Here is a 17,849-nt window from a genome sequence, read left to right as displayed (position 1 = left end):
TGCGCGGCACGATGAAGGCCGCCGGGTTCCTGACCCGCGACAGCCGCGTCGTCGAGCGCAAGAAGTACGGCCGGGCCAAGGCGCGCAAGAGCTTCCAGTTCTCGAAGCGCTAGGGCGTCCGATCAATTCGACACTTTGGAAAGGCGGTCTTCGGGCCGCCTTTTCTTTTGGGCCACGCCGCGTAGAACTGCGGCATGCTCTATTCCGATCTTGCCGGGCGCTGGGCGCTCGTGACCGGCGCGGCCGATGGTATTGGCTTCGCCCTGGCCCGCTCCTTCGCCGAAGCGGAAGCCAACATCGTTTTGCTGGATATCCGCGAGGATGCGCTCGCCGAAGCGGCCGCCAAACTGGCCGATACCGGCGTGACCGTCCGCACGGAAACCGCCGATGTCAGCGATCGCGATGCAATGGTCGCGCTGGCGGATCGGCTGGCGGCGGACGGTGTCGTGCCGGCGATGCTCTGGATCAATGCCGGGGTCGGCGCGGCGGCGAAGCTGTCAGACGGCAAGGAAAAGGCGATACGCTGGGTCTATGACGTCAACCTGCTCGGTACGATCTGGACGGCCCAGGCCTTCGCGCCGAAGATGATCGCGCTAGACGGCCCCGCACATATCGGCGTGACAGCATCGAGCGCGACATTGGTCCCGATCGATGGCCCCTTCCCGCTCTACGCGGCCTCCAAATATGCGACCGCGGCGGTCGGCGAAGCACTGCTCAACGAGATGCGTGAGCATGATATCGGCGTGACGATCCTGTGCCCCGGCCTGCTCAACACCGGCATCTGGAACAGCGGCCGGGCGCGGCCCGAACGCTATGGCGGCGAGCGGCAGCTCGACGACAGCGTCGGAGAATATTGGCGCAAGGCGATGGCCCCGGACGTGCTCGCCCATCCCGTGCGCCAAACGGTCGAGGCGGGCGGCGGCTGGTGCGTCGTGCAGACCGAAGGCGATACCCGCGACAAATTCGAAGCGCGCCACGCAGCGCGCGCGGCCCAATGGACGGACCTCTCCCATGATTGACGGCGCGACCGCGGACCTGCCCAATTTCGTCACGCATCTCGAATGCTCGAAGACCGGCGAGCGCATCGAAGCGCGCACGCTGCAGAATCTCTCGCCGGCCGGCGCGCCGATCCTCGTGCGCTACGATCTCGATGGCGTGCGCGCGGCCCTGACCAAGGAAGCGCTCGCCGAACGCGCGCCCAATTTCTGGCGGTATCGCGAACTGGCGCCGATCCGCGACGCCGCGAACATCGCGTCGCTCGGCGAGGAGATGACGCCGCTTATCCGGCTGAACCGCAGTACGGAAGGCCATGCGCTGGTGAAGGATGAGGGCCGCCTACCGACCGGTTCGTTCAAGGCGCGCGGGCTCGCCATGGCGATCGCGATGGCAAAAGAGCTTGGCGTCACGAAGGTCGCCATCCCCACAAACGGCAATGCGGGCGCGGCGACAGCCGCCTATGCGAGCCGCGTCGGCATCGAAAGCTACGTTTTCTGCCCATCGGACACGCCGCCGATCAACATGCAGGAAACCGCGCTGCAGGGCGCGCGCGTCTGGAAGGTCGACGGGCTGATCAACGATTGCGGCAAGATCGTCGCCGATGGCGAGGCGGAAATGGGCTGGTTCAACCTGTCGACGCTCAAGGAACCCTATCGGATCGAGGGCAAGAAAACGATGGGCCTCGAACTGGCCGAACAGCTGGGCTGGGAGATGCCCGACATCATCTTTTATCCCACCGGCGGCGGCACGGGGCTGATCGGTATGTGGAAGGCGTTCGAAGAACTCGAAGCGCTCGGCTTTATCGGCGCGAAACGCCCGCGCATGGTAGCCGTGCAAGCGACCGGCTGCGCGCCGATCGTCAAAGCTTATGAGGCGGGCGAGGAGCATGCCGAACTCTGGCAGGACGCGCATACCGTGGCCGCGGGCATCCGCGTACCCGTCGCGATCGGCGATTTCCTGATCCTGCGCGCGGTCCGCGAGTCCGGCGGATATGCCGTGGCGGTCGACGACGAGGCGATCCTCGACGCGCGCGCCCGCATTGGCCGCGAAGACGGGCTGCTTATCTGCCCCGAAGGCGCGGCGACCGCGGCCGCCTATTTCCAGGCGCTGGAAGACGGCACGGTCGGCAAGGACGAACGCGCCATCCTGTTCAACTGCGGCAACGGGCTGAAATATCCGATGCCCGATGCGGGAGAACCGCTGGATATCGCGCAGCCCATCGACTGGAGCGCTTTGGGCTGAACATGCTTGGTTAACGGCTTTTTTACCCGCGGCACGCTAATTTTCGCGCACTCATCAGACGGGGCAGGTCATTGGCCGACGAAAACGCCATTTCGACGCGAAAATACTGGTCGGGCAACCCGCGCTTCCTGATACGCGAACTCTTTCGGCTGAGCGCGACCGAAGGCTCGCTTCGCCACCGCGCTTTCCAGAACCAGATCCGCTCCGCTTCGCGCTCCTATTACGCGCTGCTGCCCGCCGCCCTGCTGTTCGCACCGTTGCTCGCCTTTCTCTATGCCGATGCGCCGGGCATCAATCTCCTCGTGCTCGGCGCGGCGCTCGTCGCCGGCAGCTCGATATTCGGACTGATGAGCTTTCCGCGCGCGCGGGTCGAAGCGGCGATCGACCGGCCGAAAAGGCTCGCCATGTTCATCTGTGGCAATGCTTTCGTGGCCGCTATCGGCTGGAGCATCATGCTGAGCGCGCTCCATGCGGGCAGCACCGAGGAAACGCGGCTGCTCATACTCGGCCTGCAGGTCGGGCTGATCTGCACCGGCGCGTTGATGTTCATCACGCTGCCATCCGCATTCGCCAGCTTCTCGTTTCCGGTAGCGCTCGATCTCATCCTCAACATCTTTCTGCGCGACGCGATCGGCCATTGGGTGATGTTGCCGCTGCTCGTCATCCTGCTGGTGATGCTGGCGCGCACCGTGGTCGATCAGTCCAGCCAGCTCGTCGCCAACCAGATGGCGTTGGAGAAACTCAGCGATTCCGAAAATGAACGCCGCGCGCTGATCGAGGCGGAAAGCCGGCGCATCGAAGCCGAGCGCAAGCGCGATGTCGCCAATGCGCAATCGCTGCTCGAAGAGCGCGAGCGGATGGCGAAGGAAAAACACGAGGAATTGCTGGCGCTTGGCGAACGGTTCAAACAATCGGTCGTCAAAGTGGCGAGTGGCCTCGGCGAAGCGATCGCCATGCTCGATCTGTCATCCTCCGATCTCGCGCGCCTGTCTGGCGAAACGAGTGCGGATGCGACGAAAGTGTCCGAGCGCGCGTCGGGCGCCAATAACGCGGTGCAACTCGTCGCCAGCGCGGTCCAGCAACTCGATTCCTCGGTCAGCGAGATTTCCGAGCAGATCGGCAACGGACTCTCGCTAAACACGATGGTCGCCGAAGCGGCGCGTGAGAGCGATACAGCGATGCAGGTATTGCTCGAGCGCACCCAGGGCATCGGCAAGATAGTCGCTACGATCTCCGAAATCGCCGGTCAGACCAACCTGCTCGCGCTGAACGCCACAATCGAAGCGGCCCGCGCCGGTGAAGCGGGACGCGGGTTCAGCGTGGTGGCGCAGGAGGTGAAATCTCTCGCCCAGCAGACCACCGACGCGACCGACAATGTCGACCGCCAGCTTCGCGAGATCGATGAAGCGGTGCAGAGAGCCGCCGACGCCATGACCAAGGCGACGCGCGAGATCGGCGGGATCACCGACATCTCGAACTCGATCGCCTCGGCGGTGATGCAACAGCGCGAGGCGACGCGGAATATCGGCGACAACAGTATCCAGGCCGCTCATGACACGGACGATGTCCAGCAGAGCATCCAGCGGGTCGCCGATGCTGCCCGCAACAGCGGCACGTTGAGCGCCGATGTCAGCAAGACCGCGGAGAGCCTGGCCGAACAGGCCGACGCGTTGCGCGACGCGACGACCGCCTTTCTCGACGAACTGCGCGCGGCCTGACGCCGCGCAAGCCTATCCCGCGGTCGCTGCCTGAAGGTCCGCGAGAAACGCGCGTATGCGCTCGGCGTTCACGCCGAGATCGCTGACCCCGACCCGGCTGACCGAACGCATATGGACGATGCTGCCCTCGCCATTCGGATTGGGCGTGATCCGCAGGACGACATCGTCCTTGAAACGATAGATCGAAACCGTGTCGGTCGCCTCGAGACGACCGGTGGCCGGATCCGCCGCCGCCAGTTCCCAGCCGCGTTCCTCGACCAGCTGTTCGGCGGCTGCGATCGCGTCTGGCACGGACACTGGCACCACGATCGGCTGAATGTCCGCATAGGCTTCCTCGTGCCACTCACGCCAGCGCGCGGCATTGTCGAGCGCGGCCAGATCCGCCCGGCCGCCATCCGGCACGACTTCCCGATTGTCCGCGCGCAGCGTCAGCGTTTCGAACGCGGGCGGGTTGGAAAGGTCGGTCGTGATATCGTGGATCGGCGGAACGGTGGCCGCCTTGCCGAAACTGTAGGAGGCGTAGCCGACGAAACCGCCGGCCAGCAGGACGGCGAGCGCCGGCCATAGCATCCGCCGGAAATGTTTGCCGAAAAGCAGCGCGACGATGCCGATCAGCGAGAGCGCGCCACCGGCCATAGCAGCATAGGTGAGCGTCCGGAGCGAACCGAGACTGGTCTGCCAGGCGAGCATGCCAGCCCCCGTCGCGAGCGCCATGGCCACGGCGACGACGGGCGCGCCGATGCCGAGAATAACGCCGAGGCGCACGATCCAGCTGACAATCGGGTGGGGCGCACGTGCGGTGGCTTCGGTCATCTCGTCTTCTCCTGTTGCGCGGCTATCTAGCAGCGCAAGCCGGACAGGCAAAGCGGCGACGAGAAGCATGGACAAGCCCTGCCGCTTTTGCGAAAGAGCCGCTCCGGCGCGCGGGTGTAGCTCAATGGTAGAGCAGCAGCTTCCCAAGCTGACGACGAGGGTTCGATTCCCTTCACCCGCTCCAGCGGATATCGGTCGTCGAACCCTTGCCTATCAGGTCAGGCAGCCACCGCTGCGACGGAGCCGAAAGCGAACAGTATCGCCGCTCCGGCGCAGATCAGACCGGTAAGCGCAACCGGCGCTTCCCGACGATCGGAGGCGGAACGAGCCGCACTGCCATCTTCGTCGGGACGAGATACGTCCCGGAACAGCAGCATGTCCCGGATCCGCATCGATGCGCCGTCATAAAAGCCGGCCTCTCCATTCCACTCCCGTGGATTTTCGTACGTCCCGAAAAGCCGGTCCCAGATCACGAACTCCGCATAGTTGTTCGCGTGGCGGCCGCGCTCGTGATGGCGGCCATGGCCTTCGGGGCGCTGCATGATCCAGCCGATCCATTGCGGCGTCCGGATATTCGCATGGGTGAAGAATACCGCGATCATCCCGAATACGCCGATCACGGCGGCGGCCAGTGGTGAGATACCGACGATCATCGTCAGCGCGAAACTGCCAACGAACGTGAATCCGACCACATCGAGCGGGGAGTGATACAGCGCGCCCCAGCCGTCCATCCGCTCCACGCTGTGATGCATCTGGTGAAACATGCGCCACAATGTGTCGGACCCGTGCATCGCCCGGTGCCACCAATAGGTGACGAACTGGATTGCCGCGAAACCGAGCACGCACTGCATGGCGAAGTGCAGCCCGGTCGCGTCGAACAGCAGCGGCCCGTTCAGCCAGTCCGCCCAGAGAAACGGCGCATAGCTGGCGATTGCGATATATAGGATCGCGGAGATCACCCCCCGCGTCTTCCACCAGCGAATTTGCGGGAAGCGCCGCGCGGGCGCCAACGCGGCAAAGGCGATGAAAGCCAGGAACGCTCCGGCTATGATATAGTTGATGATATTGAACATTGTTTACTCCCAACGTTAAGCGGAGCGCGGGCGCTGCGAAGACGCCGCACGCTCCGGAATTTCGATGGCGGGTAAATGGCAAATCGGCGTTGGGACGAGCGTTTGAACGACCGTTGGAATCGGCCATAATCTGGCCAATGCTCGTATCGGGCGGTCGCTTCGTCGCGCCGATGCGGCTCAAGAGGGATCGATGGCCACACTCGATGTGAGATTGCTGGGAGACTTCGGGGTCAGCCGGAATGGCGAACCGGTTGCGCTGCCCTCATCGCGCAAGACGCGCGCGCTACTGGCGTATCTGATCGTGACGGGCCGGCCGCAGCGGCGCGAGAGACTGTGCGAGCTTTTCTGGGAGCTGCCCGACGATCCACGCGCCTCGCTGCGCTGGTCCCTGAGCAAGTTGCGACCCGTCGTAAACGAGCCGGAAGCGGAACGCCTCGTGGCTGATCGCGAGCGCGTCGGCTTCGAAAATATCAATGTCCGCACGGACGTGGACAAGATCCAGGCGATATTCAGCGATCCTGAAGCCTCGAGCGATCAGCTCGCCCGATGCACGCAAATGCTCGGTGACGAGCTGCTCGGCGGCGTCGACCTGCCCGACCAATCGGCCTTTTCGATCTGGCTGCATGGCGAGCGCGACCGTATGCAGCGCCTGCGCGCCGGCGCTGTCGCGCGCCTGATCGACCATCCCGATACGCTGCCGAACCTGGCGCTCGACTATGCGGAGCGCTGGCTCAGCGTCAGCCCCTACAGCAAGAATGCGGCCGATGCGCTCATCCACGCGCATCGCAAACTCGGCCATGACCGGGAAGCGTCACACCTGATCCGCGAACTGGGCGCCAAATTTGCAGAAGCGGGTATGGAGTGGGAGCCGGCCGGTAGCGACGCTTTGAAAGCGGAAGCGCCGACAAGTACGGATCGTGCTCTTCTCGACCGCCAGACGATCCATTTCTGCAAATCGCCGGACGACGTATCGATCGCCTATGGATGCGTCGGCGACGGGCCGCCGCTGGTCAAGGCCGCCAATTGGCTCACCCATCTGGAACTGGACTGGGACGCGCCGATCTGGAGCCCGCTGTTCCGCGAACTGGCGCGCGATCATCAGTTCGTGCGCTATGACGAGCGCGGCAATGGCCTGTCCGACTGGGACGTGCCCGAAATCTCCTTCGATACGTTCGTGACCGATCTCGAAACGGTCGTCGACACGATCGGCCTCGAACGCTTTCCCCTTCTCGGCATTTCGCAAGGCGCCGCCGTCTCCATCGAATATGCGGTCCGCCATCCGGAGCGGGTATCGAAACTGATCCTGTTCGGCGGTTATCCAGCCGGATGGCGGATCGACGCGAGCGAAGAAGAACTGGCCGAGCGGGAAGCGGTTATGACGCTGACGCGAACCGGCTGGGGCCAGGACAATCCGGCCTATCGGCACATCTTCTCGGCGACCTTCCTGCCCGGCGCTACGCCCGAGCAGCTCGAATGGTTCGACGAATTCCAGCGCCAGACGACATGCGCGGAAAACGCCGTGCGTTTCCTTTCGGCCTTCGGCGATATCGATGTGCGGGACAGGCTGGCCCAGGTTTCGGCTGAAACCCTCGTACTGCATTCGCGCGGCGATCACCGCATTCCGTGGGAAACAGGCCGAGATCTTGCGGCGGCGATACCGAACAGCACGCTCGTAACCCTGGAGAGCGACAATCACCTTCTGCTCGAAGGCGAGCCGGCCGCCCAGAATTTCGTCGACGCGATCCGCGCGTTTCTGGACGAAGAATAGCCCGGCGCGGCACGGGAATTTTCCGAGACTCTTCGAATGGCGCTCTCTAAGGCGTTTTGATGGACGATCGCCAAGCGAAAGCCGCAACCCGCTTCGTGCTGGCCACGATCTTCGTCTATGCGATCGGGTTCGGCATTATCATGCCGGTGCTTCCGCAACTTGTCGTAACGCTGGGCGAGACGACACTGTCCGAAGCGGCGCGGATCGGCGGGTGGCTGATCCTCGTCTATGCGGCCTTCCAGTTCCTGTTCGGCCCATTGATCGGCAATCTGAGCGACCGATTCGGGCGGCGGCCGGTGCTGCTGCTCTCGATGGCGGGCTTCGGGATCGACTACGCCGTCATGGGCTTCGCGCCGACGCTGGCATGGCTGTTTGCCGGCCGGATGATCGCGGGCATGTTCGGTGCCGCCTTCGCAACCGGCTATGCGACACTGTCGGATATTCATGGCGAAGACGATCGCGCGCGCGTCTTCGGCCTGATCGGCGCCGCCTTCGGCATCGGCTTCATCGTCGGGCCCGCGATCGGCGGCATGGTCGGCGAGTTCGGAACCCGCCTGCCCTTCTTCATCGCCTCGGGCCTCGCCTTCGCAACGCTGATCTACGGTTTCTTCGCGTTTCCCGAAACGCACGCGCCGGAGAATCGCCGGCCGTTCAGGCTCGCCCGCGCCAATCCGCTCGGCGCGCTGCTGAAACTGCGCACCGTGCGCGGCATATTGCCGATCGCCGCGATCTTCTTGCTCTGGACGACGGCGATGAACATCTATCCCTCGATCTGGGCCTATTTCACGCAGCTGCGCTTCGACTGGTCGGAGGGGCTGGTCGGCCTGTCGCTAGCCTGGGTCGGCATGCTTATGGCGCTGGTTCAGGCGCTGGCGATCGGTCCGCTGGTCAAGCGGTTCGGCGAACGCCGCGCGGCGATGATCGGAATCGTCAGCGGTACGACCGGATTCCTGCTGATCGCGCTCGTCTCCATCGGCTGGGTCACCTATGCGATCATGGCCGCAACCGCTTTGCACGCGCTTGCGGGCCCATCGCTGATCGCCCTTATGAGCCGCCGCGTCCCGGCCGACATGCAAGGCGAGCTGCAGGGCTTCAACAGCAGCCTGACCGCCCTGGCCGCCATCGCGGCACCGCTGATCTTCAATCCGTCGCTTGCTTATTTCACGGGTTCGGACGCACCGGTGCGATTCGCCGGCGCGCCGTTCCTGATCTCGACGGCCATAGGCGCGTTCGCCCTGCTGTTGCTCATAGCCACGCGACGCGCCCCGGCCGCGACAGACTAGATCCCGAGACTAGATTCCGCCGGGCGTCACCTCTTGCCCATTCTCCGTGAGCGCTTCGCTCAGTGCAGCGACGCAGAGAGCCAGCTTGTCGGCATCGGTCGCGCGCACGACGAAATTTGCGCCCACCCGGCCCTCGCGGAAAAACGGATAGCTGCCGATCTGAGCGTCGGGGTGCGCCTGTTCGACCGCGCTCAGCACATCGGCCACTTCGCTTTCCGCCGTCCAGCAGCCGACCGTTTCGGATATCAGCGGCTCGCCGCCTTCGAGTTGGCCCGTGAGCGCGTCCATCATCTGCTCGGCGATATGCGGTATGCCGGCCATGATGAAGACGTTGCCGTGGCGGATACCCGGAGCGCCCGACATGCGGTTCTCGATCAACTCGCCGCCATCGGGCACGCGCGCCATGCGGAGCCGCGCTTCGGTCAGGCCGCCCTTGTCCGCATAATAGCCTTCGAGCATCGCCCGGGCACGCGGATGGATGATGACGTCCACGCCAAGCGCCGCGGCCACCGCGTCGACGGTGATATCGTCATGGGTGGGGCCGATGCCGCCAGTGGTAAAAAGATAGTCGGTGGTCGCCCGCACGGCGTTCACCGCCTCGACGATCCGCTCGAGAATATCGGGCACGATTCGCACTTCGGAAAGGCGGATTCCCTGCACGTTCAACCATTTCGCAAGTGCAGCAACATTCTTGTCCTGAGTCCGCCCCGATAGGATTTCGTCGCCGATTACGATAAGCCCGGCCCGCCAGATTTTCGTTTGTGTCATGTCCAGCGCCTTAGCCCGTCGAATGGTTTTGCGCAAAACCGCACCGCACTTGCCACAAGTGTCGCAAGAATCACACAGCCAAGATAAACTTGTCGGAGCGCCGCCTGAAGGGCGCTTAAAAGCTACATTCTGTAACAATAGTGACATGCCCGGTGGTTAGAGGGCGGGTCGAGGGGCCGGCGACCAAATAGGGATGGTTTCCGGTAACAGTCCACTTAATTCCATCGGGGATAATCATGCGCTTCTTTAAAGCTTTTCTGGCCGCGAGCGCGGCCTCAGTGTCGGTCGCAGGCGTCATCGCCACGCCTGCTGCGGCGCAGCAAATTACGTCCGGCGTACAGGGTCGAGTCGTCGACGATGCCGGCAACGCCATTCCGAACGCATCGGTCGCGGTCACGGACACGCGGACCGGATCGACCCGCCAGCTCGTGACCGGTTCGGACGGCGGGTTCCGCGCCGGCAACCTCGTCACCGGCGGCCCGTACACGATCACCGCGACCGCGCCGGGCTTCGAAGGCCAGACGGTCGAGAACGTCCGGATCAACCTGTCGGGCGACACCTCGCTCGCATTCTCGCTGAACCGAAGCGCGCAGGAGGCGACCATCGTCGTGACCGCGGCCCGCGCCAACGTCACGCAGCTCGCGCTCGGCCCGAGCAGCTCGTTCAACGAGGAAGTGCTTGAGAGCTTCCCGTCCATCACCCGCGACGTTCGAGACCTCATCCGTATCGACCCGCGCGTCAGCCTCGACCGCAACAACGAAGTCGACCGCATTTCGTGTCTTGGCGGTAACGACCGGTCGAACACCTTCACGGTCGACGGCATCGTCCAGGCCGACGTGTTCGGCCTCAACGGCACGCCGTTCGCCGCGCGCAACGCGCTGCCGCTGCCGTTCGACGCCATCCGCGAAACCTCGATCGAGTTCGCACCGTTCGACGTCGAATATTCGGGCTTCACGGGTTGCGCGGTCAACGTTGTTACCCAGTCGGGTACGAACCGCTTTTCGGGCTCGGCCTTCTTCACTTTCCGTAACGAAGATCTGCGCGGCGACACGGTCGACGGTCAGGACTTCACGCCGGCCGCGTTCGAAGAGAAACGCTGGGGCGTTACGCTCGGTGGTCCGATCATTCCCGACCGCCTCTTCTTCTTCGGCGCCTATGAAGAAACCGATCTGGGCGATGCGAACGATTTCGGTCCCGACGGCGCGGGCTTCCCGAACGAGGCGAACTTCGTCACTCAGGCGGATTTCGACGAGTTCTCGCAGATTGCCCAGAATGTCTATGGTATCGATGTCGGCGGTTATCCGCGCGCGCTGCCCGAATCGAGCGTCCGCTATTTCGGCCGTCTCGACTGGTATGTGAATGACGATCACCGCGTCGAAGCGACGTATCAGCGGCTCGAGGAGACCAATGTCGAATCCGACACGGGCGACCAGGAACTGACCGGCCTCAACAGCTTCGAGGATGAAGGCACGGTGTCCGACTATTATTCGGTACGCGTCTATTCCGACTGGGCCGACAACTTCTCGACCGAGCTGCGGCTTTCGCGTTCGGACGTCACGGACGTCCAGGGACCGGTCGGCGGCGGCGAAGCACAGGACGCCAATCCGATTCCGCGTTTATCGGTTGGTGTGGTCGGCCCGACCCAGAACGGCGTGTTGAGCACCGGCCCGGGGATCTTCCGTTCGGCCAACGCACTTGAGACGCGTACCGATCTCGCGCGCCTGACGGCGAATCTCCAGCTCGGCGATCACGACATCAAGTTCGGTGCCGAGATCAACGATCTCGAAGTATTCAACCTCTTCGCGATCAACGCCACCGGCACTATCTTCTTCCGCAATCTCGACGATTTCCGGAACGGCATCGTCGCCAGCGGCGGTTTCTCAAGCGTGTTCGGCGATGTCGCGGACAATCTTGCCGGCGGCGGACTTGGCGGCGCAACGATCCGGGCGACCCCGACCGGCGACATCAACGAAGCTGCTGCGGAGTTCAACCGGCAAATCTACTCGGTCTTCGTGCAGGACGACTGGCAGGTCACCGATCAGCTCAGCATCCTCGCGGGCCTGCGGCTCGAATGGTATGATGGCAGCGCGCCGCGGATCAATCCGAATTTCAACGAGCGCTATGGCTTCGGCAACGATTTCGGCTTCAGCCAGCTCGATCCGGTGCTTCTGCCGCGCATCGCCTTCACCTATGATTTCGACAATTTCGAAGGCTTTATCCGCAACAGTCAGCTGACGGGCGGCATCGGTATCTTCTCCGGCGGCGATCCAATCGTCTATTTCTCGAACGCCTTCTCCAACAACGGTTTCTCGACCGGCGAAGGCGATACGTTTGATGACGAATGCGCCGGCTTCACCAATCCTGACGGTAGCTTCAGCGTACTGGACGGGAACGGCAACTTCACCGGTATTCCGGCGTGCGCAGTTCAGGCAGCCTCGAATCAGGCTGCGGCCGGTTTGGCTGACACCCAGTCGACCGACCCCAACTTCGAAGTCCCGACGGTGATTCGCGCCAACATAGGCTTCGGCACGGAAATCGGCTTCGGTCAGGGTTTCTTCGACAACTGGCAGCTGCAGCTCGATTATATCTACAGCAACTTCCAAGACCCGCTGAACTTCGTTGATCTGTCGCAGGTTATCGACCCAAGCCGCGGCCTTAACGGCTTTACGGTTGACGGGCGCCCGATCTACCGGCCAATTGATCCGACGCAGGCTGGCTGTACGGCAGTTCTGCAGGGTACGGGCGGCACTCCGCCGACCTATACCAATGTCAACGCGGCCTGCTTCGGCACTCGTCGGGACGACGAGATCCAGCTGACGAACGGTCGCTCCTATGACAGCCATGTTTTCTCGGTCAGCATGTCGAAAATGTTCGACCGTGGCGTGTTCACCGAGAATGGCAGCGTGTTCGTCAATTTCGGCTATGCGTTCACCGACTCCGACAACTTCCGCAACAACAACAGCTCGACGGCAACGTCCAGCTACGATGAATCGGCTGCGTTCGATCGGCAAAACCCGGCGAATTCGACTTCGAATTATGAAACGCGCCACGCGTTCACCTTCGCGGTCAACTTCACCGAAGAATTCATCGACGGCTATGATACGCAGCTCGGAATGTTCTTCAGCGCTCGGTCCGGTCGCCCGTTCAGCCTGACCTTCGATGGCGGCGGTGTGTTTAACGACAGCTCGTCGGGCAACGACAACGCGCTGTTATACATTCCGACGGACGTCAACGACCCGAATATCGCGCCGCAGATCAACAACCCCGTGACGGGCGTTTACGAGGGCGGATCGCTGACTAGCGAGGTGCAGGAGCTCATCAACTATGCGCAGCGCTGGGATTGCTCGCGCGATGCGATCGGTACGACGATCCGCCGCAATACCTGCCGCGAAGACTGGACCTATGACATGGATATTCGGATCAGTCAGGAACTTCCCGGTCCGGGCAGCTGGTTCGGTATCACTCAGGACCGGATCGAATTCTTCGCAGATATCGATAACTTCCTGAACCTGCTGGACAGCAGCTGGAATACGTTCAAGACGCGGGGCCAGTTCGGCGACGGTCAGGTTGTCGATATCGTCGATCTCGGCAATCGGATTCCCGATCCCAACAACCCCGGCGAGTTCATCGACATACCGGGGATTGACGATCAGGGCCGCTACGTCATCACGGGCTTCAACCCGGATGACGAGCAGCAGATCTCGACCTCGGCGTCGGTCTGGCGCATCCAGCTCGGCGTTCGGTACGAGTTCTAGGATGACGGCAGATAGCTGCTGAATTGAAGGGGCCGGTGGCGATTGCGCTGCCGGCCCTTTTTGTCGGAAGAAACGGGAAACGGGCAATGATGTCTCGAAATGCGATTGCTATGGTGGCGAGCTTGGGCGCACTGGCGCTTAACGGATGTACGGTGCCGCCGAGCCAGTCGGCGCCGCAAAGCGCAGCCGAAGCTCTGCGCCCCTATTATGCGACGCTGCCCGGCGACTTGCCGCAGGCCAATGCAGGGGCAACGCTCGACGTCAGCCAGCCGATCCAGCGCATCGCATTCGGCAGCTGCAATCATCAGCACCGGCATCAGACGATCTGGCCCGTCATCGCCGGGCATGACCCTGACCTGTTCCTGATGATCGGCAACAATGTCTATGGCGATTACGGCTATCGCGGCGATGCCGATCTGGAGACCTTCGCCGACGCCTATCGCCTGCAAGCCTCGCACCCCGAATTCATCGCGTTTCGCGCGCAGGTGCCCATGCTGGCGAGCTGGGACGACCATGATTTCGGGCCCAACGATTCCGGTGGCAGTTTCGCCTTTCGCGAACGCTCCGAACAGCTGTTCGAGAGTTTCTGGCGATCGAGCGAGACGGTCCGCGCGCGGCCCGGCATTTATGAGAGCGTCACCACCGGCCCCGAAGGCCAACGCCTGCAGATCATCATGCTGGACACGCGTTTTTTCCGCGATCCGCTGGAGACGCAGCCGTACAGCTATGAATGGCCGGCGCTCGGCAGCTACGCGATTACCGACGATCCGGACGCGACGATGCTCGGCGCCGCGCAATGGGCATGGCTGGCGGAGGAGCTCGCCGAACCCGCCGAACTGCGGCTGATCGTGTCGTCGATCCAGATCCTCACCGATGCGCACAACTGGGAAAAATGGGGTAACATGCCCCGCGAGCGCGAGCGGCTGTACGAAGCGCTTGCGGCGCGCAATGGCGGCGGCCTCGTCTTCCTTTCGGGCGACCGGCACAGCGGCGCGATCTATTATGGCGAGCCCGAAGCGCTGGGCGAAGGCGTGTGGGAGCTGACATCCTCGTCGCTCAATTATTCCTTCCGTTCGGGCGACAATAGGGATCGCGAACCGGATCCGTTGCGGCGGTCGGGTTTCATGTCCGACGAGAATTTCGGGTTGGTGGAAATCGACTGGGCGAATGGGCGTGTCACGCTCGACCTGAAAGCCGCGGACGGCAGCTCGATGCACGCCGAACAGCTGCGCTTCCGATAAGCTCGCGCCGGCGATGTAGCGAAAAGCGGCAAGAGCCGCTATATCGCAGACCATGAACCAGTATCAGACGATAACATCCGCTGATTCCGTGACGCGGGACGGCACGATCAAACTGCACGACGAGAGCGGCTTCGAAGGCATGCGCGCCGCGGGACGGCTCGCTGCCGAAATCCTCGATGCCCTCGGCCCCCTCGTACAGCCGGGTGTAACGACCGAAGAACTGGACGATTTCGTCTTCGAGCGGATGAAAGCGGGCGGCGGAATCCCGGCGACGCTCGGCTATCGCGGCTACACAAAGAGCTCCTGCACGTCGATCAATCATGTCGTCTGCCATGGCATTCCGGGCCCCAAGGCGCTCAAGAAAGGCGACATCGTCAATATCGACGTGACGCCGATCCTCGACGGGTGGCACGGCGATACGAGCCGGATGTTCACGGTCGGCCAGGTGCCGATCAAGGCGCAGCGGCTGATCGACGTGACCTATGAATCGATGATGCTGGGTATTGCCGAGGTGAAGCCCGGCGCGCGACTCGGCGACATTTCTCACGCGATCCAGAGCTATGCCGAATCGCATCGTTATGGCGTCGTCCGCGATTTTTGCGGCCATGGCCTGGGCCGGCTGTTCCACGACGCGCCGGAAGTCATCCATGCCGGCCGGCCGGGTACGGGTCCCGAGCTTCGGCCCGGCATGTTCTTCACGATCGAACCGATGATCAATATCGGCAAGCCTAGCGTGAAAGTGCTCGAAGACGGTTGGACGGCGGTAACCCGCGATCGCAAGCTTTCTGCGCAGTTCGAGCATTCGGTCGGCGTGACCGAGGACGGCGTGGAGATTTTCACCAAGAGCCCGGCGGGTCTCGACAAACCGCCCTACGATTGAGGGCGCAGCCCCGCACGGCGACAATACGGACATTTGCAACCCGCCCGATGCTGCGCCAATAAGAAAGCGCGTATCGGAGGGAGTGCATTATGCGTAAGTGGATCGCGCTGGCTATGGCGCTGGGTCTGGCCGCCTGTTCGACGGGCGACCGCGAAGACGGCGGCACCGCCGATACCGCGCAAGGCGCGGCCAAGATCGACGGCGAGTTTCTGACGACCGGCGGCGATGGCAGCGACTGGGCGGCGGCGAGCTACAGCTATGCCGAACAACGCTTCAGTCCGCTCGACCAGATCAACGCAGAAAACGTATCCAATCTCGGCATAGCCTGGACGGCGGAACTTCCCGATGCTCGCGCACAGGAAGCGACCCCGCTCGTCGTCGATGGCGTCATGTATGTGACCGGCCCCTGGTCCAAGGTCTTCGCGTTCGATGCGCGGAACGGCGAGCCGCTCTGGACCTTCGATCCCGAAGTGCCGCGCTCCGTCCTGCAGAATACGTGCTGCGACGCGGTCAATCGCGGCGTCGCCATATGGCGCGGGAAACTCTATCTCGGCACGCTCGACGGCCGGCTGATCGCGCTCGACGCCATCACGGGCGCGCAGCTCTGGTCCGAGCAGACGACGGACCGCGACCGCCCCTACACGATCACCGGCGTGCCGCGCGTCGTGAACAATCGCGTGATCATCGGCAATGGCGGCGCGGAGTTCGGCGTGCGCGGATACGTGTCGGCCTATGACGCGAACACGGGCGCGCTCGAATGGCGCTTCTACACGGTGCCCAATCCCGACGGCGAACCCGATAACGCGGCATCGGACGAAGTGCTGCAGACCGCCGCGCGCACCTGGTCGGAAGAAGGCCAATGGCGCGAAACGGGCGGCGGCGGGACGGTCTGGGACTCGATCGTCTACGACCATGAGCTTAACCAGCTTTACATCGGCGTCGGCAATGGCAGCCCCTGGAACCACGGGACGCGCTCGAACGGCCAGGGCGACAATCTCTTCCTCTCCTCCATCGTCGCGCTCAATCCCGATACCGGCGAATATCTCTGGCACTATCAGGAGACGCCCGGCGAAACCTGGGACTATACGGCCACCCAGTCGATCATCCTCGCCGATCTCGAGCTCGACGGCGAAAGCCGCCCGGTCATCCTGCACGCGCCGAAAAACGGCTTCTTCTTCGTCATCGACCGCGAGACCGGGTCGCTGCTGTCCGCCGAACCCTTTGTCGAGGGCGTCAATTGGGCGACCGGGTACGATCTGGCGACCGGGCGACCGATCGAAAATCCGGAAGCGCGCTTCTATCGCACTGGCGAGATGTTCATCGCCAACCCCGGCCCGATCGGCGCGCACAACTGGCAGCCCATGGCGTTCAGCCCGATGACCGGCCTCGCCTATATCCCGGCCAATATCGTGCCCTCGGTCTTCCTCCCGCCGACGACCGACGATCATTCGGCGCTGAGCCCGATTGGCTTCAACACCGGCACCAATATCGAAGACACGGCCCTACCCCGCGACGAAGCGGCGCGTCGCGCGATGGTTTCCGCGGTCCGAGGGCAGCTGGTCGCCTGGGACCCGGTCGCGCAGGAAGCGCGCTGGACTGTCGATTACGACACACCCTGGAACGGCGGCATCCTGACGACAGCGGGCAATCTCGTTTTCCAGGGCACGGCGACCGGCCAGTTCAAGGCCTATGCCGCCGATACCGGCGAAGAGCTATGGTCGATGGAAGTCCAGTCGGGCGTGCTCGCGGGCGCCTCCACCTTCCTGATCGACGGCGTCCAGCATATCGCCTTCACGACCGGGCGCGGCGGCGCCTTCCAGATCACGGCGGGCGCGGCGGATATCACGGCAGGCCAGATCCCCAACGTGCCGCGCCTCATCGTGCTCCGGCTGGACGGCACCGGCGTGTTGCCCGCTGCACCGGACATGGAAATGGAGCTGCTCGATCCGCCGGAATCGACGGGCACGCCCGAGCAGATCGCACGCGGCGAGCAGCTCTATTTGCGCTACTGCATGGTCTGCCACGGCGAAGGCGCGGTCGGCGGCGGCATCAATCCCGATATGCGCTTCTCCGGCTATCTGACCAGCGCAAGCACCTGGCAGGATGTCGTGCGCGAGGGCTCGCTCGCCGAAAGCGGCATGCCGGGCTTCGGCCATGTAATCACCGCCGATCTCGCCGAAACGATCCGCCTCTACGTGATCGACAAGGCGAACGAGGATATCGCCCGGCTGCGCGCGCGGCGTGAAGATAGTGGCGAGGAGAATGATTCCTCCTGAGCCGATCGCGGGCGAGCCGTTCGCGACGCGCAACCG

General features: G+C 63.4%; 13 protein-coding genes and 1 tRNA gene. 11 read left to right on the top strand and 3 right to left on the bottom strand.

The window, feature by feature from the left end; all coding sequences use genetic code 11:
* From rpsI to ACTS1Z_RS02865, 4 genes are all read left to right on the top strand, one after another.
* Window positions 1–113, top strand: a 113-nt coding sequence (gene rpsI / locus ACTS1Z_RS02880; RefSeq protein ID WP_442622932.1) for a 30S ribosomal protein S9, incomplete at its 5' end; no start/stop codon positions are given.
* A gap of 81 nt (window positions 114–194) precedes the next feature.
* Window positions 195–1,019: an SDR family NAD(P)-dependent oxidoreductase gene (locus ACTS1Z_RS02875; protein ID WP_442622931.1), complete on the top strand. Its 825-nt coding sequence runs from the start codon at window positions 195–197 to the stop codon at window positions 1,017–1,019.
* On the top strand, window positions 1,012–2,238 hold the full coding sequence (locus ACTS1Z_RS02870; RefSeq protein WP_442622930.1) for a threonine synthase: 1,227 nt from the start codon (window positions 1,012–1,014) through the stop codon (window positions 2,236–2,238). Before ACTS1Z_RS02875 ends, ACTS1Z_RS02870 begins: the two co-directional genes overlap by 8 nt.
* A gap of 71 nt (window positions 2,239–2,309) precedes the next feature.
* On the top strand, window positions 2,310–3,956 hold the full coding sequence (locus tag ACTS1Z_RS02865) for a methyl-accepting chemotaxis protein (RefSeq protein WP_442622929.1): 1,647 nt from the start codon (window positions 2,310–2,312) through the stop codon (window positions 3,954–3,956).
* A 12-nt stretch (window positions 3,957–3,968) separates the two neighbouring features.
* Here ACTS1Z_RS02865 and ACTS1Z_RS02860 read toward each other — a convergent pair whose 3' ends face one another.
* Window positions 3,969–4,769 carry a DUF1499 domain-containing protein gene (locus ACTS1Z_RS02860; protein WP_442622928.1) on the bottom strand — a complete coding sequence of 267 codons (801 nt, stop codon included), beginning with the start codon at window positions 4,767–4,769 and terminating at the stop codon, window positions 3,969–3,971.
* Window positions 4,770–4,879: 110 nt separating this feature from the next.
* Here ACTS1Z_RS02860 and ACTS1Z_RS02855 point away from each other — a divergent pair.
* Window positions 4,880–4,953, top strand: a tRNA-Gly gene (locus ACTS1Z_RS02855).
* Window positions 4,954–4,987: 34 nt separating this feature from the next.
* Here ACTS1Z_RS02855 and ACTS1Z_RS02850 read toward each other — a convergent pair.
* Window positions 4,988–5,842, bottom strand: coding sequence for a sterol desaturase family protein (locus ACTS1Z_RS02850; RefSeq protein WP_442622927.1), 855 nt, complete (start codon window positions 5,840–5,842; stop codon window positions 4,988–4,990).
* 190 nt (window positions 5,843–6,032) lie between these two features.
* Here ACTS1Z_RS02850 and ACTS1Z_RS02845 point away from each other — a divergent pair, with 190 nt between their 5' ends.
* Together ACTS1Z_RS02845 and ACTS1Z_RS02840 are read left to right on the top strand one after the other, a co-directional pair.
* On the top strand, window positions 6,033–7,610 hold the full coding sequence (locus ACTS1Z_RS02845) for an alpha/beta fold hydrolase (protein WP_442622926.1): 1,578 nt from the start codon (window positions 6,033–6,035) through the stop codon (window positions 7,608–7,610).
* A 59-nt stretch (window positions 7,611–7,669) separates the two neighbouring features.
* Window positions 7,670–8,893, top strand: a complete 1,224-nt coding sequence (locus tag ACTS1Z_RS02840) for a TCR/Tet family MFS transporter (protein ID WP_442622925.1) — start codon at window positions 7,670–7,672, stop codon at window positions 8,891–8,893.
* Between the two features lie 9 nt (window positions 8,894–8,902).
* Here ACTS1Z_RS02840 and ACTS1Z_RS02835 read toward each other — a convergent pair whose 3' ends face one another.
* Window positions 8,903–9,661 carry a competence/damage-inducible protein A gene (locus ACTS1Z_RS02835; protein WP_442622924.1) on the bottom strand — a complete coding sequence of 253 codons (759 nt, stop codon included), beginning with the start codon at window positions 9,659–9,661 and terminating at the stop codon, window positions 8,903–8,905.
* Window positions 9,662–9,897: 236 nt separating this feature from the next.
* Between ACTS1Z_RS02835 and ACTS1Z_RS02830 the strand changes: the two genes are divergently transcribed.
* The 4 genes from ACTS1Z_RS02830 (at window position 9,898) to ACTS1Z_RS02815 (ending at window position 17,813) form a co-directional block, all read left to right on the top strand.
* A complete protein-coding gene (locus ACTS1Z_RS02830) occupies window positions 9,898–13,416 on the top strand; it encodes a TonB-dependent receptor (RefSeq protein ID WP_442622923.1) in 3,519 nt (1,172 codons plus the stop codon).
* Window positions 13,417–13,502: 86 nt separating this feature from the next.
* A complete protein-coding gene (locus ACTS1Z_RS02825) occupies window positions 13,503–14,657 on the top strand; it encodes an alkaline phosphatase D family protein (RefSeq protein ID WP_442622922.1) in 1,155 nt (384 codons plus the stop codon).
* A 52-nt stretch (window positions 14,658–14,709) separates the two neighbouring features.
* Window positions 14,710–15,537 (top strand): type I methionyl aminopeptidase, encoded by an 828-nt coding sequence (gene map / locus ACTS1Z_RS02820; RefSeq protein WP_442622921.1) that lies wholly within the window; start codon window positions 14,710–14,712, stop codon window positions 15,535–15,537.
* A gap of 89 nt (window positions 15,538–15,626) precedes the next feature.
* The gene (locus ACTS1Z_RS02815) at window positions 15,627–17,813 is read left to right on the top strand and encodes a PQQ-dependent dehydrogenase, methanol/ethanol family (protein ID WP_442622920.1); all 2,187 of its coding nucleotides are present in this window, start codon (window positions 15,627–15,629) and stop codon (window positions 17,811–17,813) included.
* The last annotated feature ends 36 nt before the right edge of the window (window positions 17,814–17,849 follow it).

The sequence above is a fragment of the Parasphingopyxis sp. genome (assembly GCF_052168295.1).
Classification (GTDB): Bacteria; Pseudomonadota; Alphaproteobacteria; order Sphingomonadales; family Sphingomonadaceae; genus Parasphingopyxis.
Note: the sequence above shows the minus strand (reverse complement) of the source record. Positions and strands in the feature narration are given on the sequence as shown.

Bases quoted from the DNA above. Each gene is read 5' to 3' on its own strand.
- ACTS1Z_RS02875 (WP_442622931.1), top strand. From the start codon at position 195: ATGCTCTATTCCGATCTTGCCGGGCGCTGGGCGCTCGTGACCGGCGCG.
- ACTS1Z_RS02870 (WP_442622930.1), top strand. From the start codon at position 1,012: ATGATTGACGGCGCGACCGCGGACCTGCCCAATTTCGTCACGCATCTC.
- ACTS1Z_RS02860 (WP_442622928.1), bottom strand. From the start codon at position 4,769: ATGACCGAAGCCACCGCACGTGCGCCCCACCCGATTGTCAGCTGGATC.
- ACTS1Z_RS02850 (WP_442622927.1), bottom strand. From the start codon at position 5,842: ATGTTCAATATCATCAACTATATCATAGCCGGAGCGTTCCTGGCTTTC.
- ACTS1Z_RS02845 (WP_442622926.1), top strand. From the start codon at position 6,033: ATGGCCACACTCGATGTGAGATTGCTGGGAGACTTCGGGGTCAGCCGG.
- ACTS1Z_RS02840 (WP_442622925.1), top strand. From the start codon at position 7,670: ATGGACGATCGCCAAGCGAAAGCCGCAACCCGCTTCGTGCTGGCCACG.
- ACTS1Z_RS02835 (WP_442622924.1), bottom strand. From the start codon at position 9,661: ATGACACAAACGAAAATCTGGCGGGCCGGGCTTATCGTAATCGGCGAC.
- ACTS1Z_RS02830 (WP_442622923.1), top strand. From the start codon at position 9,898: ATGCGCTTCTTTAAAGCTTTTCTGGCCGCGAGCGCGGCCTCAGTGTCG.
- ACTS1Z_RS02825 (WP_442622922.1), top strand. From the start codon at position 13,503: ATGATGTCTCGAAATGCGATTGCTATGGTGGCGAGCTTGGGCGCACTG.
- map (WP_442622921.1), top strand. From the start codon at position 14,710: ATGAACCAGTATCAGACGATAACATCCGCTGATTCCGTGACGCGGGAC.
- ACTS1Z_RS02815 (WP_442622920.1), top strand. From the start codon at position 15,627: ATGCGTAAGTGGATCGCGCTGGCTATGGCGCTGGGTCTGGCCGCCTGT.